Here is a 16,498-nt window from a genome sequence, read left to right on the forward strand (position 1 = left end):
CAGAAGGATCGGCCCATGACCGCGCTAGACGAGAACCTGAAGAAGGCCGAAGCCTATCTTGAGCGCTTGCGCCGCGACGGCGTGCTGAACCATATCGCCGGCGAGGCCGTTCCGGCGCTGGACGGCACGACGTTCGACAGCGTTTCGCCTGTCGATCTGAAGCCGCTGGCAAAGGTGGCGCACGGCAAGGCCGCCGACATCGACCGCGCCGCCAAGGCCGCCAAGGCCGCGTTCCGCGAATGGGCCGCAATGCCCGGCGCCGCGCGTAAGAAGCTGCTGCACAAGATCGCCGACGCCATCGTGGCGCGCGCCGAGGAAATTGCCTTCGTCGAGTGTATGGACACAGGCCAGTCGCTGCGCTTCATGTCCAAGGCGGCGCTACGTGGCGCGGAGAATTTCCGCTTCTTCGCAGACCGTGCGCCCGAGGCCCGCGACGGCAAGGCGATGCACGCGCCGGGCCAGCTCAACATCACCACGCGCAGGCCGATCGGCCCGGTCGGCATCATCACGCCGTGGAACACGCCCTTCATGCTGTCGACCTGGAAGATCGCCCCTGCCCTCGCGGCGGGCTGCACGGTGGTGCACAAGCCGGCCGAACTTTCGCCGCTGACCGCGCGCCTGCTGGTCGAGATCGCCGAGGAAGCCGGCCTGCCCAAGGGCGTGTGGAACCTCGTCAACGGCTTCGGCGAGGACGCCGGCAAGGCGCTGACCGAGCACCCGGACATCAAGGCGATCGGCTTCGTGGGCGAAAGCGCGACCGGCTCGCTCATCATGAAGCAGGGTGCGCCGACGCTGAAGCGCGTTCATTTCGAGCTCGGCGGCAAGAACCCGGTGATCGTCTTCGCCGACGCCGACCTCGAGCGCGCCGCGGACGCCGTGGCGTTCATGATCTACTCGCTGAACGGCGAGCGCTGCACCTCCTCGTCGCGCCTGCTGGTCGAGGCGTCGGTCCATGACGCGTTCACGGCCAAGGTGGCGGAGAAGGCGAAACGCATCAAGGTCGGCCACCCGCTCGACCCCGACACGGTGATCGGCCCGCTGATTCACCCCGAACATCAGAACAAGGTGGTCTCCTATATCGAGCTCGGCGGCAAGGAAGGCGCCGGCATCGCCGCAGGCGGCGCGGTCACCAAGGGCGCAGAAGGCGGCAGTTTCGTGCAACCGACGCTTTTCACCGGCGTGTCCAACAGCATGCGGATCGCGCAGGAAGAGATTTTCGGGCCGGTGCTGGTTGCCATCCCGTTCAAGGACGAGGCAGAGGCTCTGGAACTCGCCAACGACACCCGTTATGGCCTCGCCGGCTACCTGTGGACGGCGGACGTGACGCGGGCGCTACGCTTCTCCGACGCGCTGGAAGCCGGCATGGTGTGGGTCAATTCGGAGAATGTGCGCCACCTGCCGGCGCCGTTCGGCGGCGTGAAGAATTCCGGCATCGGGCGCGACGGTGGCGACTGGTCGTTCGACTTCTATATGGAAACGAAGAACGTCGCGATCGCCACCGCGCCCCACGCAATCCCGAAACTCGGCGGCTGACCCCGACGCCGGACACAACAAGAAACCAGCACGAACTGGGAGGAACAATTGCCACTGCCGCAGCATAACCTCTATCCGGCCTTCAACGTCGTCAGGCTGAGCCACGTCGAGTTCGGCGTGACGAACCTGGCGAAAAGTCGGGCCTTCTATGTCGACCTGCTGGGCCTTCAGGTGACCGACGAGACGGAGGACGCCGTCTACCTGCGGGCGTTGGAGGAGCGCGGCCACCACTGCATCGTGCTGCGCCAGAAGCCCGAGGCCAAGGTCGACGTGCTGGGCTTCAAGGTCTATTCGGAAGACGATCTCGACCGCGCCGAAACCTATTTCCGCGAAAGGCGGATTGAGAACCGCTGGATCGAGCGGCCATATCAGGGGCGTACGCTGTTCGCCCACGACGTGCATGGCGTGCCGCTGGAGTTCTACCACAAGATGGACCGGCTCGAGCCGATCCACCAGAAATACGCGCTCTACAAAGGCGTGAAGCCGCTACGGATCGACCATTTCAACTGCTTCTCGCCCAATGTGGACGAGTCCACGGCCTTTTTCGCGGAAATGGGATTCCGCGTCACCGAATATACCGAGGACGAGGCGACGAAACGCCTGTGGGCGGCCTGGATGCACCGCAAGGGCGGCGTGCATGACATGGCCTTCACCAACGGCCGCGGCCCGCGCCTGCACCATGTCGCCTTCTGGGTGCCGACGCCGCTCAACATCATCGACCTGCTCGACCTGATGGCCACCACCGGCCATATCGGCGCCATCGAGCGCGGCCCGGGACGCCACGGCATCTCCAACGCCTTCTTCCTCTACATCCGCGACCCCGACAACAACCGCATCGAGATCTACTGTTCCGACTACCAGACGGTCGATCCGGACCACGAGCCGCTCAAGTGGGACCTGAAGGACCCGCAGCGGCAGACTCTGTGGGGGGCGCCCGCGCCGCGAAGCTGGTTCGAGGAAGGCAGCGAGTTCGCCGGCGCCCAGGTGCGGACTGCCGACCTCAACGCGCAGCCGATCGTGGCGCCATGACGACGGCCACTTTCCCACGCCTCGCCACCTTCACGGCTAGCGGCAGGATGCGCTACGGCGCGGTCATGGACGACGGTGTGGTCGATCTTTCCGCGCGCCATGGCATGAAATGGCCGACTCTGCGAGAGGCGATCGAAGCCCAGGCCCTGCGCCATCTCGCCGAAGAGGCTGAACGCCTGCCGAGAGATTTCGCGCTGGATGAGATCGCCTACGAGATTCCCGTACCGGCCCCCGAAAAGATCATCTGCGTCGGGGTGAACTATCCGGACCGCAACGAGGAGTACAAGGACGGCCAGGCGGCGCCATCGAACCCGTCACTGTTTGTGCGCTTCCCGCGCTCCTTCGTCGGCCATGGCCAGCCGCTGGTCAGGCCGCCGGAATCGCCTCAACTCGACTATGAGGGAGAGATTGTGATCGTCATCGGCCGAGGCGGCCGTCGCATTGCCGAAGGCGGCGCGCTCGACCATATCGCGGCGCTCTCGCTGTGCAACGAAGGCACGATCCGCGACTGGGTGCGGCATGCGAAGTTCAATGTCACCCAGGGCAAGAACTTTGACCGCACCGGCTCGATCGGTCCCTGGCTGGTGCCGTTCACCGGCGAGGCGCAGATCGCGGATATCGGCCTGCAAACCCGCGTCAACGGCGAGGTTCGCCAGACGGACCGCACCAGCCGCATGATCTTCTCCTTCCGCCGGATCATCTCCTATGTCTCGACGTTCACCACGCTCGCTCCGGGCGACGTGATCGTGACCGGCACGCCAACCGGCGCAGGCGCGCGCTTCGAACCGCCCATCTGGCTCAAGCCGGGCGACATCATCGAGATCGAAGCCGAGGGCATCGGCATGCTGCGCAACGGCGTTATCGACGAGGAGATAGCCCGATGATGCGCGATGACGAGGTGGAGGACGCGGCGGCAAGGCTGTTCCAGGCCGAACACGAACGTCGCCAGATCCGGCTGCTCAGCCTCGATTTCCCGAACGCCACGTTGGATGACGCCTATCGGGTGCAAGCGGCCCTCGTACGCCGCAAGATCGCGTCCGGCCTGAAACCCAAAGGGTGGAAAATCGGCTTGACCTCGAAGGCGATGCAGTCGGCGCTCAACATCGACATTCCGGACTCCGGGGTCCTGTTCGACGATATGTTCTTCGATGACGGCGGGCATGTGCCGCCCGGCCGTTTCATCCAGCCGCGCATTGAAGCCGAGATCGCTTTCGTGATGAAGGCGCCACTCACGGGCGACCGCGTCACAATCGACGACGTGCTCGACGCGACCGACTATGTGACGCCATCGCTCGAGATCCTCGACACGCGCATCGAGCGCGTAAATGCGGAGACCAAAAAGGTGCGCACCATCTTCGACACTGTTTCCGACAATGCAGCCAACGCGGGCATTGTGCTCTCTTCGCTGAGACTTGCACCCCGCGAGGTGGACATGCGGTGGATGGGCGCCATCGTCATGTGCAACGGAGAGGTCGAGGAGACAGGGCTCGGCGCCGGCGTACTCAATCATCCCGCGGTTGGCATCGCCTGGCTAGCCGAGCGGCTGCGGCAATACGACTTGCAGATCGGCGCCGGCGATGTCGTGCTTTCCGGCTCGTTCGTCCGTCCCGTCGAGGCACGTCATCGCGACGCCATCGTCGCCGACTTCGGCCCGCACGGGACAGTGCGCATCAGCTTCGATCCCATCGCAAACGTTTCGGAAGCTGGGTTGACGACCTGAGGAGGGCCCGAAATATCCGGAGACTTCTCATGTTCGGCGTGCCTTCAAGATCACCGGCCTAACCTGGATCGTGGGTCAACGCTTCGCTTGGTTCGGACGCAATCAGCGACTGAGCAAGGACTATCGGGTGCAGAAGACATCCGAAACGACGATCGACATCCCGCCATGCGCTTCATGCTCAAACGGCTCCGGGATATTCGCGTAGTCAACCGCGAAGGAAATCGTCTGCGCCTTCCGTCGATCCGAATTGACCAGGCCTGCGGCAAACGTTCGTCTTCGTCATCGTCACCAGCCGTTAGGTCGACCGGAATATCGCCGGCCAGCAGTGAGGCGATCAGACCGGCACCGCGCGGGCGGTCGATCAGGTCGCACGAAACTTCCTTGCCAAAGAACGACTACAGTTCTTCGCGCGCGATCGGCTGCAAATAGGCGATGCACATCAGCACCAGCACCCCGGACTGCGTCAGATGGCATCGTTGCGCTCGGTGCCTCAGGACGTCCTTGCAAACGCCTTCGGTCTTCGCCTTGCCTTGCGCTTGGACACGGCGCCTCGCGGGCTCACCCCAATGGTGCGCGCATGATCGACGATCGCCTGAGCATCCTCAGTCAGCGGTGGCAACGCCGGTCCGGTCCCTGCTCGAGCAACGGGGAGAACCAGTCCGATATGGTCTCGGCGATTGATCCAACAGGTGAGGTGATCCTCTGGGCGATCAACGCAGGGGTTCAACAGAAGCGCGCGTTCCGCCCTGATGACCCGATCCGCGTCATACGGAGACGGCGCGGTCATCATGCGCGGCCCTTCGATCGGGAACAGGGATGGGCGCGATGCAACCGCTCTACAGGCAATTTTGAGCGTACTTTCCGCGGCGCTGTCAGATTGTCGGACACGAAGTTATGCCAGTACAGCTCGCTCCTTGAACTCTCTGGGGCCGAGGCACCCCATTCATTTGGTCGGCGCTTTTTGGCCGTGAAGCCTGAGCCGGAGAAGACGAGAAGGAATCCCCCTCGCCTCTAGCATCCCTGATGTCTTGCAAGTAGAAAACATCAGAGAGTCTCCTTGCGATAAATTATAGTCGATCTCATCATAACGGAATTTGACGCTGCCATCGATGCAATACAGAAAATATGTGCTTTCCAGCGGGAAATGGTCACTCATCTCATCGCTATCATTGATGAAGATCATGTTCGATTCGCCAATGACCTCACCCGGCACGTCGTGATTGCTGAACCTTAAATCCGTATTCGTACCCGCCACCCTCTTTGGAATGAACATTGCTCTGCGTGGCTCTTCGCTTCGTTTGAGAAACGCCGTGATCGACACTCCCAGTGCGGATGCAACAGTCCGCAACGTGGTAAGCGAGGGAGTGACTGTTCCGTTTTCTATCTGCGAAAGCATCGCCGGCGATATTCCCGCAGCGTTGGCAAGCTGTGCTGAATTCACCTGATAGTGCGTTCGATAGTATCGAACCGTTTCCCCGATAGATTTTCTTAAACGGGTTTCGCGTTCGTACGGTCCATCTTTTGAAAGATCTGTTTCGAAGTTATGAGTATACATCGGCGCAACCCACGCTGAATTTGCCAGTCATAACTGCATTGGTAGTCGAAGCGGTTCTCTTTGAGGGACGGAGCAAAGCGACACAAAAAAGGCGGCGGGTGATTGGCCCGCCGCCTTGCTTGTTTGGTCAGGCAACTTTGAGAGTCGCCTTGCTGGACTGGTCAGCGCTCCAGTAGGGCACTGTCCTGCGCTTAAGCATGTCGCGGAAGGCCTCGGTTGTCTGGGCAAGGAGTTCGCCGGAGCCCCAGTCGACGATGACGCCGTACTGGCGGATGAGGTCGAACATGTCGAGCTCGCCGGCACGGTAGCGAGCCGCGACCTTTTCCGCACTTTCATCGAGCCAGGCCTTGCGGTGCGATGCGATGCGGGCGCGCTCGGCAAGCGTCGCCTGTTCGTCCAGCCTGTACTCGGCCAGGTCGGCATCGACCTCCTCGACGATGACACCGTAGTCCTTCTTGGCGCGAGCGACCGAGACATAGCCCTCGATGACGTCGCTGAGCACCGCTTCAGTATCGCGCTTGAGCGGATCGCCAAGGCCACCGCCACCCGCCGACGGACGCTGGACGGTATCGCCCTGCTGCAGGGGAACGCCCGAGAACAGCGAACCAAGGTAGCGTTCGCCCTCCTGTCCCTGGTTGACCCACACGCCGTGCGGGATCGAGGGCAAGCCGCCCCACAGGCCCCAGGTGATCGAACGCTCGCGGTCGCAGCAATACGACACGACAGTGCGCTCGCACGCATAGAGTGTGCCGCCCTTCTGAACGCCGAGCCCGCCGCGGAATTCGCCCGGGCCGCCGGAATCGACCATAAGTTCATGGCAGGTGGTCAGCACGGGCGACAGGCGCTCCTGCCCCTCGAAGGGCTGGGTTCCAAGCTGTACGCCGAACACCGGGCCGGTCGCGGCCCAGCCGTCGCGACCATTGCGCGCGCCCCAGCCACCGACCATCCAGTCGTACCACATGAAGTACGGCTTGCCTTCGTGGCGGGTGTCGCGACCGCCGATCAAAAGGTAGTCGAGGTTGAAGGTGCAGGCCATGGCGCGCTCGGGCAAGACTTCCGCCCAAAGTTCGAACACTGCGTTCATGATCTTTTCGAAGGGACCGGAGGCAAAGCCTGCAACCGGCGTCGGCCATTCGGCATTGACCACCGAGCCCAGCGGACCGGCATCGACCGTGACGACGCGGTAGAAGCCCGAGTTCATCGGAATGTCGGGCGACTGCATCTTGGTGCCGGCAACCACCGCCGCAAATGCCCCGCCATAGCAGCAGTTGAGGAAGGAGCCGACGGTCTTGGGATGCGATCCGGCAAGATCATAATGGACGCGGTCGCCGTCGATGGTCATCTTGACCTTGATCGGAACCAGGCCCTCATCCAGGTCGGGGTCCACATCGATGTAGTCGATCGTTTCCCACACACCGTCCGGAAGCTCCGAGATGCGCTGGCGCGTCATGTCCTCGACATAGTCCTGCACTTCGGCGAACGACTTCTTGATCGTCTCGACGCCGTATTTGTCGCACAGGCGCTGGATCTCGCGCTCGGCAAGGCGGCAAGCTTCAGACTGGGCCTGCAGGTCGCCGATGATGTCGTTGGGCGCACGCGTGTTGTGGGCGATGAGCTCGGCGACGTCGGACAGATAGACGCCCTTGCTGTAGACCCTGATCGGCGTGATGCGCAGCCCCTCGGCCATGTGGTCGAGCGCATTGACATTGAACGACCCTGGCACAGCGCCGCCGACGTCGGCCCAGTGGCCATTGGCCTGAGCAAAGCCCAGCAGTTCGCCCTTGTAGAACATCGGCGCGAACAGGCGGGTGTCATTAAAGTGGGTGCCACCCTGGTAGACGTCGTTGATGACGAAGACATCGCCCGGATGGACATCCTTGCCGAACTTCTTGATCACCGCCTTGGCGGTCAGATGAAGCGTGCCGACGTGAGCGGCGATATCGCCGCTGCCCTGCATGATGGTGTCCCCGGTCGGGTCGCACAGGGCCGAGGAGAAGTCTCTCGAATAGATGACGAAGGAATAGCAGGTTCTCAGGATCTGCTCGGCCATCTGGTCGACGATGTTGACGTATGCGTTCTTCAGAACCTCAAACGTGACCGGATCGAGCGTGCGGCGGTCTTTCTTCGGTGCCATTTTCAATCTCCAATTCAAATTTGTGTCGAACTTGAGCGCGTTGATCAGGACTGCTGTGGAACGTGCATCTTGATGATCAGGTATTCATCGACCTCAGCTTTGATCCCGGGCGGGACCAAAATGGTGGAGTCGAGCTGATCGATGATCGCAGGCCCTTCGACGACAGCGCCCGCATGCAGCGTCGAGCGGTCGTAGACGGGCGTCTTGATGCGCTTGGGTGCTTCGTCGAAGCGCACCATGCGTTCCTCGACCGGCGCCGGGAGCGGCGCCTTGCGCAGCTTGTGCTTGGCGAGTTCCGCCTTGCGGTTCAGTCCGGTCGCCTTGACCTGGATGCGGCACACTTCCACCGGCGCATCTGGCCGCGAGTAGTTGTGCTCGCGCCCATGCTCTTCGTGGAACTGCTTGACAGCTGCGTCGAGGTCCTTGATGTCGGCGCTGACCGGGATCGACATCGAACGCCACTGGCCGAGGTAGCGCATGTCGATGAAGCGCTGGAACAACATCCGGTCTGGGCTGATGTCCTCCGTCAGCAACCGGTCGCGGCCATCTTCCTCGAGCACACGGAAGGCGCTGTTCAGTTCCTTCATGTCGATGTCGCTGACGGTGTCGATGTACATCTGCGTGATGTCGTGGGTGATGTCGACAAGCAGACAGCCCATCGCCGAGGTGACGCCCGGGTTAGGCGGGATCAGCACGACGGGGATGTGCAGGTCCCTGGCCAGCGGCACGCCATGCAATGCGCCCGCACCGCCAAACGCGACAAGTGCGAAATCGCGCGGGTCGTAGCCTTTTCTCAGCGAGACAAGGCGCACGGCATCCGCCATGTTTGCATTCGCGACCTTCAGGACCGACAGGGCCGCCTGCTCTGTTTCCATGCCGAACGGCTTGGCTATGACGCGGTCGATCGCACCCTCGGCAAGCTTGACGTCAAGCTCCACTTTGCCGCCGGCAAGCTTCGTACCGAGACGGCCAAGGAAAACGTTGGCATCACAGTTGGTCGGTTCGGTGCCGCCCTGATTGTAGCAGACCGGACCCGGCGTCGAGCCAGCCGATTGCGGCCCGTTGCGAAGTGCCCCTGCCGCATCGCGCCAAGCAAGCGAGCCGCCGCCGGCCCCGATCGTCAACACTTCGATGCTGGGGAAGCGGATCGGATAGCCGTATTCCACGTGCCAGTCGTTGGTGACATGGAGGTGACCGTCCGAGCACAGGCTAATGTCCGTGCTGGTGCCGCCCATGTCGAGGCTGATGGAGTTCTTGTAGCCTGCTAGTTCCGAAATGAAGCGGCTTGCTATGGCGCCTGCGGCGATGCCGGATGCGGCAAGGCGCGCGGCGAATTTCGTTGCGCCCTTGGCGGTCATGACGCCGCCGCCCGAATGCAGCAACAGCACCTCGCCACTGTAGCCGCCCTTCTGCATGCGGCCTTCCAGTTCGGCGCCGTAGAGCCCGGCGACCGGACCCAGAACGGTATTGGCGACTGTCGTGTTGAACCGCTCGTGCTCGAAGATCTCGGGCATGATGTCGCTCGACAGCGAGATCGTCAGCCCTGGCAGCTCCTTCAGCAGGATGTCGCGCATCCGCTGCTCGTTCGCCGGGTTCATGAACGAGTTCACGAAGCAGATGGCGACATTGTCCACCTTGCGCTTCTTGATAACGCGGGCAAGCTCACGCGCCTCGGCCTCGTCGACCTCCTCGATGATCTTGCCGGAATAGTCGATACGCTCCGTCACGACCAGCCGGTCGCGCCTCGGCAGATAGGGCGGCGCCATCTCCTTGTAGGTGTCCCAAAGATCGTCACGCGTGCCGCGCCTGATCTCGATCACATCACGAAAACCCTTGGTCGTGATCATCAGCGCCTTGGGAAAGCGCCTTGTGATCAGCGCGTTCGTGGCAAGCGTCGTGCCGTGCGAGAACAAGATGATGTCCTTCAGCGCAACGCCGCCGGCATCGATCCCCCTCAACACGCCGTCAATCGGGTCGGGCGTAGTCGGCGTCTTGGCAACATGTATCTTGCCCGACGCCTCGTTCAGTATGCACACGTCAGTGAACGTGCCTCCAACATCGCAGGCAACGCGTACCGCTGGTCCTTCGTTTACTTGGGTAGTCATTGGTACTCTCTCCTCCGTTCGACCAACCAAAAGGGCAAGATCGCCCACGCCCGCCCCACAGCGTGGCGCGAGTTGTATTGCTTGAAAGATCCGCAGCCTCGAGTTCAGGCACGGTCTTTGCACCGGCATCTGTCGATGCCGTTCAAAATGCAGATGTTTCGGATAGCTTCGTTGCTAGCGCCAAAAGCTCACGCGCAAGTAACCGATGAAATCGGTCACCAAATAGTCTTGCATAAACAAAAAGCTCCCGCAGGCTTGTTCCCTACGAGAGCTACGTTGCTCATATATAGCCGCAGCAGTGCGACAAATTTACTCTTGCTCATATATCCCATTCTGTCAATCGTAGATTCTCACAAAAGTATCGGGGCCGGTGCGCAACGCAGCATAAGGCCGAATATGCGGACGGCTACAACCGATCGTCCGCACCAGCTTCTAGAAAATTTCCAAACGTTTCCAACGATCAAGGAGGTCCACTGTGTCCAGAACCCACGACTTGCCGTCATCCGATACAGAATCCGTGATGTACGGCCTCTCCGCCATTCTCAAGGCTCGGAACGGCAGCGAGCAGATCCTGGAAAAAGCCTTGTGCGACATCGTCGAGCACGTGAAGCGGTATGAGCCAGGAACGATAGAGTATTACGTGGGCCGGGATTTATCCGACCCTACTGTCTTCACGACCTACGAGCGTTACATCAGTTCCGAAGCCATGGACGCGCACAACAGTTCCGCCGAATGCGCGGCATTTTACGAGACCATCAATCCCATCCTCGACGGCGACGTCATCCTGGTAGAGGCCAAAGAACTGGTGGCAAAGCAGACCGGAAAGCCGTAGCGCAAGCCGCGCTTTTAGACGGTGGATCGAGCACGACAGGACCTCGGTCATTCCGGCTTCGAGCCTGTTTGCCTACGGCTCCTGGAGACGTCCAGACCAAATTTCGACAACTGCACATTGCTCGGTCATATGCTTGTAATTTCAACAATTATCGGACGAATGACAGTCTAGCCGAGTGCAGAGATGGCGATGACCTCACAATGAACAGTTGACAGAATGTCGCAAACTTCATACCCTTCTAATAATCAGTTCTGCGACGCTGCGAGCTGATAACCAAGAGCAACGAAGCTCCGGTGGGCACAGCCTCACCTGGAGCTTTTTTTATTTTTCCGCTTTGACGTTCCGAAAACAAGCGCGCGGCAGGGGAAGCCGCCGAGCCTTTGGTGCATCCACCGAAGGGCGCGCCCACATGCGAAAAAACGCGACGTCAACGCACCAGACAGCAAGTCGATAGGTAACACTGTTCAGTTTCCACGATTGGGAGGAAGTAACAATGGCCTACACATTTAATCGCAGGCAATTCATTCGTTCCGCTACCGGCGCTCTGGTAATGAGCAGCACGTTGGCTGCTTTGAAGGGAGCAGGTATTGCTGCCGAAGAGCCCATCCGCGTCGCCAATATTCTTGATATGACAGGTGGCTTGAACATCTACAGCTTGAAGCAGATCAAGGCGACCGCCATGGCGGTGGAAGAGATCAACGCAGCCGGCGGCCTGCTCGGACGGCCCATAGAACTGCTGTTTTACGACTCGCAATCCAACAACCAGTTCAACTCCCAATACATGACCCAGGCGCTTGTGCGTGATAAAGCGCAAGTCGTTTTTGGTGGCGTGACCAGTTCCGCCAGAGAAACGATGCGGCCAATCGCTCGCAAATTCCGCGGCCTGCTCTTCTACAATTCTATGTATGAAGGCGGTGTCTGCGATCGCCGCCACGTCTGCGTCGCACAAGTACCTGCCCAGCAACTGGAGCCTCTCGTTCCTTATGTCGTCAAGGAATATGGGAAACGTTGCTACATACTGGGTGCCGACTACATCTATCCGCACACAACGGCAAAGTGGATCCAGAAATATACGCGCGAAGCTGGCGGCGAGGATATCGGCGTGGAGTTCTTCCCGCTCGACGTGTCCAACTTCGCACCGGCCATTTCGCGCATTCAGGCAGCCAAGCCGGATGTTGTCTGGTCGATCCTAGTGGGGTCGGCGCACAACGCATTCTATCGCCAGTATGAGGCGAGTGTCGGCAAGGCCAATATTCCTTTGGCCTCCTGCATGTTTGGCATAGGCCGCGAGCAAACCTTCCTGTCTGCGGACGAGGCAGCAGGCATCGTCAATACGACAGCTTTCCATGATGAACTACAGACCGAACAGGCCCAGAAATTCGTCAAGGCTTTCAAGGCGTATTCGGGCGAGGATGACTATGCCGGCGACTATGCCGAATACGGCTATCGCGGTGTCCATGTCTGGGCCAACGCGGTTCGCAAAGCCAAGGACGCCTCCCCTGACGCAGTGATCGAGGCACTGCCCGGCGTACAGTTCGATGCACCCGGCGGGCTGGTGACCGTGGACGGCCAGACCAACCATGCGATCATGGATATTCATCTTGTTCGCTCGAACCGCAACAAGGGCTTCGATCATATCGAAACCTTCAAGCAGCGCTCGCCGGCCGACACGCAAGCGGTCTGCGACCTGACCAAGAACCCGGACGACAACCAACAGTACACACTGCAGCTTTAGCCGCGGTCGAAGGCAAGTCTATCTGCCAACCAGGACAATCATTGGACGATCAAAAGGGTGGCGTCATGACGCGCCGCCACCCTGGTCGGCTGTCCGCGAGACCGTGTCGGGAGAAGCACGATGAGTATCCTTATCATTTACCTCTATCAGATCGCATTTTCCCTGGGGATTTTCGTGCTCATCAGTCTTGGGCTGGCGATCATCTTCGGAATGATGAAAGTGATAAATCTGGCGCAGGGCGAGTTCATCATGCTCGGCGCCTATCTGTGTCTGATCACCACGCAGGCCGGCATTCCTTTCTGGCTCGCAGTGATCCTGTCCAGCCTGGGCGTCGGCATTTTCGGCGTCATCGTCGAGCGCTGCCTGATCCAGTTTCTGTATGGACGCATCATGGACACGCTGCTGGCGACGTGGGGCCTTAGCCTGCTTATGGTGGGCATGGTGACCACGATCTTCGGCCCCCAGGAAGCCGGCGTAGACGCCCAGCTCGGCAAGTTCCAGGTCGGAGACTATTCGATCGCGGTCTACAACCTGGTCCTCATCGGTCTCGCATTCCTGATGCTCTTGTTGACCTTTTGCCTATGGCGCTACACGCGCTTCGGGCTGGTCGTGCGCGGCACGATGCAGAAGCCTCAGATGGCCGCCGCCTTGGGCATCAACACGAAATACTACTACATGCTGACGTTCGGCTACGGCTCGGCGCTGACCGGCTTTGCCGGCGCGGTCCTTGCTCCCATCGTTGGCAACCAGCCTACAATGGGCAGCTTCTATGTCGCCAAGGCCTTCGTAACCGTGATCGCCGGCGGCGATCTTCCACTCATGGGTACGCTTTTGGCGTCCTCCGTTTTCGGTGTCGCCGACGGCATCGTCTCGTTCCTGTCGACGCAGGTCGTGGGCGAGATCGTCGTGTTGCTGGTGGCAATAGTCCTGCTGCGCATGCTGCCTCAGGGCATCACCGGACGCTTCCGTCGGGGAATTTGAACATGTTCATCCAGAAATTCTTTGAAACACCTCCATCCCAGATGCCGCATCGCGTTTGGTGGAGCCTCGTCGGGTTGGCAGTCGCAATCGGGTTGCTCATCCCGCGCTTCACCGAGATCGATGTTCATCTCGATCTGTCGATCATCTTCATCTTTGCCATACTGGCCTTGAGCATGGGGTTCCTTTGGGGCTTCGTCGGCATGCTGAGCTTCGGCCAGACCGTCTTCTTCGGCCTGGGCGGCTACACTTACGCCGTCTGGTCGCTGAATTACAACGAAACCACCTTCGGCATGGTGCTGGCGATCATCATCCCTGTCCTTGCTGCCGCAGCCCTTGGATACTTCATGATCTATGGCCGCATCAGCAGCATCTATTTCACCGTTACGACGCTGGTGGTGACGATCGTGCTCGAAAAGGCGGTGCGGGCAACATCGGATGAAAGGTTCAAGATCGGCGACGTTATGCTGCGCGGTCAAAACGGCATCTCGACGGTTCCTGACCTGCAAGTTCCCTGGAACCATCACGAGACGCTTTTCCTGACCGGGGTATACTATCTGGCGTTCATCCTGATGGTGCTGTCCTACATCGGGTTGCGGCTGCTCCTGACCACGCATTTCGGGCGGGTGCTGGTGAGTATTCGCGAAAATGAACATCGCGCAGAGATGCTTGGCTATGACACCCGCCGCTACCGCTTGATGGCATTTGTCATCTCCGGCGGATTGGCCGGGCTGGCGGGTGGTCTCTATGGCGTGTGGGGAAATTTCGTCGCGCCTGAGATGATGAACCTCAGTTCGGCTGCCAGCCTTGTCATGTATGTCATCGTAGGTGGCAAATCGACATTGATCGGCCCGCTGGTCGGAACAGGTATCGTTCAGCAAGCGACCAACTGGCTTGGAACAGCTGGCCTCGGCCAGGTCAACCTCATCCTTGGCGGCGTCATGATCATCTTCGTCATGGTCTTCCCGCGCGGCGTCCTCCCCTCGCTGGGAACCGCCCTCACCTATCTGCTGCAGTCACGAAGGCATCTGTCGGTTCAATCGGATGTTGTCGGCAAGAATGCGCAACGGGAGGCATGAACCATGGTTCGATCCGACTATCTGCTGGAAACACGAAACCTGCGCAAAAGCTACGGCGGCGTAAACGCAATCGCCAATGTCGACTTCAAGCTGGAGTTCGGGGAACTCCGTTGTCTGATCGGGCCGAACGGTGCCGGAAAGAGCACCTTCTTCAAGATGATCAGCGGGCAGATCCCACCGAGTGCAGGAACCGTCTATTTCAACTCCCACAACATAACCCGATCGAGCAGGCATCAGGTCAGCCGAATGGGCATCGGCATCAAGAACCAGGTGCCGGATGTTTTCGACAACATCAGCGTAAGAGAAAATATCTGGCTTGCCGCACGCTTCCGCCATCACGAGGCGAAGGGTGCAAAGATCGCCGATCAAGTGATGGAGCGGCTTTCCCTGGCCCGGCTCGCCAACTCACTGGTGGGAGAATTGGCCCATGGACAGCGCCAATGGGTAGAGTTCGGCATGGTGATGGCGCTCCAACCTCAACTGGTTCTCCTTGACGAACCGGCCGCCGGCATGACCGCAGAGGAAACCAACCGGACGGCGCAACTCATACTCGAGCTCAACAAGACCAGCGCCATAGTCGTTGTCGAGCATGATATGCAGTTCATCCGACAGATCGCCAAGAAGGTTACGGTTTTCCATCAAGGCAAGATCCTGATCGAGGACACGATGCAAAATGTCCAGGCCAACGAGATGGTGCGGGACGTCTATCTGGGGAAATCGGGCCATGCTTGACGTCAGTTCCCTCCATTCTGGATATGGCCGCATCCCTATCCTCAACGGCATCAATTTGTCGGTGAAAGAAGGCGAAGTCGTCGGCATCCTCGGTCACAACGGCATGGGCAAGACCACTCTGCTCAAAACGCTGATGGGCGAAATCGCGGTAACCTCCGGTCGCATTTCCTTTGATGGCAAGGACATTACCGCACTGGATACCTACAGACGCTCACGAGCGGGACTTGCCTATGTCCCGCAAGGGCGCGCGATCTTTCCTGAGCTTTCCGTTCTTGAAAATCTCAAGCTGGGCGGTATCGCGCATGACGGCGACAGCGTCATTCCCGAAGTGCTCGATCATTTTCCAGTGTTGAAGGACCTGCTCGAGCGGCCCGGTCGCGGACTATCGGGTGGACAGCAGCAGATATTGGCGCTTGCCCGCTGCCTGGTTGGCCGCCCGAAACTCGTGCTCCTGGACGAGCCGACCGAAGGCATCCAGCCTTCCATCGTCGATCTGATTGCCGAGAAGCTTGCCGATCTCAACAAGGCCCTGGGCCTGACGATCCTTCTGGTTGAGCAGGACCTGAATTTCATTCGTTCGTTGGCGCAGCGAATACTGATCATCCAGAAGGGACATATCATCTCGGAAATTTCCGCTGACGAATTGGCGGATCCTCGCGTCGTCGAAGAAATGCTGGGAATTTGAACTTTTTCCGAAAACCGAAGTTTTGTGTTCCGGGAGGCGCGTGAACCGAGTTCCACATAGAAATCTGCCGGGCTTCGAGACCAACATGAGGTAAATTCGGGACCAACCGCGTGGAGCGCTTTTTTGTTGGCTCCGGCGTATGAACGGAGTTGGCGTTGGCAAGCAGGAACACAGACAAGCCGATCAGGGTTGGAGTGCTGTTTTCGCAGTCGGGGCCGACCTCGACCACCGAACAGAGCATGCTCGACGCCACCTTGTTTGCGATCGGCGAGGTAAACGAGGCCGGCGGCATCAACGGGCGCGAGCTTGTCGCCGTCTGCCATGACCCCGGCGGCGATCCGCTCGCCTACAACCTGCTCGCCAACCGGCTTCTCGCCGAAG

At 60.0% G+C, this 16,498-nt stretch carries 14 protein-coding genes and 1 pseudogene; 11 read left to right on the forward strand and 4 right to left on the reverse strand.

The genetic code is table 11. The features are described 5' to 3' along the window. Nucleotides 1-15 precede the first annotated feature (15 nt). The 4 genes from hpaE to hpaH are packed head-to-tail and all read left to right on the forward strand — an operon-like array spanning nt 16 to nt 4,282. On the forward strand, nt 16-1,533 hold the full coding sequence (gene hpaE, locus ACODTY_RS13120) for a 5-carboxymethyl-2-hydroxymuconate semialdehyde dehydrogenase (RefSeq protein ID WP_488994691.1): 1,518 nt from the start codon (nt 16-18) through the stop codon (nt 1,531-1,533). Between the two features lie 48 nt (nt 1,534-1,581). Further along, nucleotides 1,582-2,562: a 3,4-dihydroxyphenylacetate 2,3-dioxygenase gene (gene hpaD / locus ACODTY_RS13125; RefSeq protein ID WP_488994692.1), complete on the forward strand. Its 981-nt coding sequence runs from the start codon at nt 1,582-1,584 to the stop codon at nt 2,560-2,562. Nucleotides 2,563-2,609: 47 nt separating this feature from the next. Continuing rightward, nucleotides 2,610-3,446 (forward strand): fumarylacetoacetate hydrolase family protein, encoded by an 837-nt coding sequence (locus ACODTY_RS13130; protein ID WP_488994710.1) that lies wholly within the window; start codon nt 2,610-2,612, stop codon nt 3,444-3,446. After that, a complete protein-coding gene (gene hpaH, locus ACODTY_RS13135; RefSeq protein WP_488994693.1) occupies nt 3,443-4,282 on the forward strand; it encodes a 2-oxo-hept-4-ene-1,7-dioate hydratase in 840 nt (279 codons plus the stop codon). Before ACODTY_RS13130 ends, hpaH begins: the two co-directional genes overlap by 4 nt. A gap of 326 nt (nt 4,283-4,608) precedes the next feature. On the opposite strand, the pseudogene ACODTY_RS13140 reads toward hpaH, so the two are convergent. The 4 genes and pseudogenes from ACODTY_RS13140 to ACODTY_RS13155 form a co-directional block, all read right to left on the reverse strand. Continuing rightward, nucleotides 4,609-4,749: pseudogene (locus ACODTY_RS13140) on the reverse strand (SMC-Scp complex subunit ScpB); the annotation flags it as partial. 476 nt (nt 4,750-5,225) lie between these two features. Then, complete coding sequence (locus tag ACODTY_RS13145; RefSeq protein WP_488994694.1) at nt 5,226-5,837, reverse strand: helix-turn-helix domain-containing protein; 612 nt, start codon at nt 5,835-5,837, stop codon at nt 5,226-5,228. A 127-nt stretch (nt 5,838-5,964) separates the two neighbouring features. After that, on the reverse strand, nt 5,965-7,971 hold the full coding sequence (locus ACODTY_RS13150; RefSeq protein ID WP_488994695.1) for a hydantoinase B/oxoprolinase family protein: 2,007 nt from the start codon (nt 7,969-7,971) through the stop codon (nt 5,965-5,967). A 44-nt stretch (nt 7,972-8,015) separates the two neighbouring features. Beyond that, nucleotides 8,016-10,076: a hydantoinase/oxoprolinase family protein gene (locus ACODTY_RS13155; protein WP_488994696.1), complete on the reverse strand. Its 2,061-nt coding sequence runs from the start codon at nt 10,074-10,076 to the stop codon at nt 8,016-8,018. 475 nt (nt 10,077-10,551) lie between these two features. Between ACODTY_RS13155 and ACODTY_RS13160 the strand changes: the two genes are divergently transcribed. The 7 genes from ACODTY_RS13160 to ACODTY_RS13190 form a co-directional block, all read left to right on the forward strand. Next, nucleotides 10,552-10,908 carry a putative quinol monooxygenase gene (locus ACODTY_RS13160; protein ID WP_488994697.1) on the forward strand — a complete coding sequence of 119 codons (357 nt, stop codon included), beginning with the start codon at nt 10,552-10,554 and terminating at the stop codon, nt 10,906-10,908. Between the two features lie 493 nt (nt 10,909-11,401). Continuing rightward, nucleotides 11,402-12,643: a transporter substrate-binding protein gene (locus ACODTY_RS13165; RefSeq protein ID WP_488994698.1), complete on the forward strand. Its 1,242-nt coding sequence runs from the start codon at nt 11,402-11,404 to the stop codon at nt 12,641-12,643. A 120-nt stretch (nt 12,644-12,763) separates the two neighbouring features. Then, on the forward strand, nt 12,764-13,624 hold the full coding sequence (locus ACODTY_RS13170) for a branched-chain amino acid ABC transporter permease (protein WP_488994699.1): 861 nt from the start codon (nt 12,764-12,766) through the stop codon (nt 13,622-13,624). 2 nt (nt 13,625-13,626) lie between these two features. Next, on the forward strand, nt 13,627-14,700 hold the full coding sequence (locus ACODTY_RS13175; protein WP_488994700.1) for a branched-chain amino acid ABC transporter permease: 1,074 nt from the start codon (nt 13,627-13,629) through the stop codon (nt 14,698-14,700). 3 nt (nt 14,701-14,703) lie between these two features. Next, nucleotides 14,704-15,432 (forward strand): ATP-binding cassette domain-containing protein, encoded by a 729-nt coding sequence (locus ACODTY_RS13180; protein WP_488994701.1) that lies wholly within the window; start codon nt 14,704-14,706, stop codon nt 15,430-15,432. Continuing rightward, nucleotides 15,425-16,117, forward strand: coding sequence for an ABC transporter ATP-binding protein (locus tag ACODTY_RS13185; protein ID WP_488994702.1), 693 nt, complete (start codon nt 15,425-15,427; stop codon nt 16,115-16,117). Before ACODTY_RS13180 ends, ACODTY_RS13185 begins: the two co-directional genes overlap by 8 nt. A gap of 155 nt (nt 16,118-16,272) precedes the next feature. Next, nucleotides 16,273-16,498 (forward strand): transporter substrate-binding protein (locus ACODTY_RS13190; protein WP_488994703.1); only part of this gene is annotated, 226 nt, incomplete at its 3' end.

This window comes from Mesorhizobium sp. FG116 (assembly GCF_057809835.1).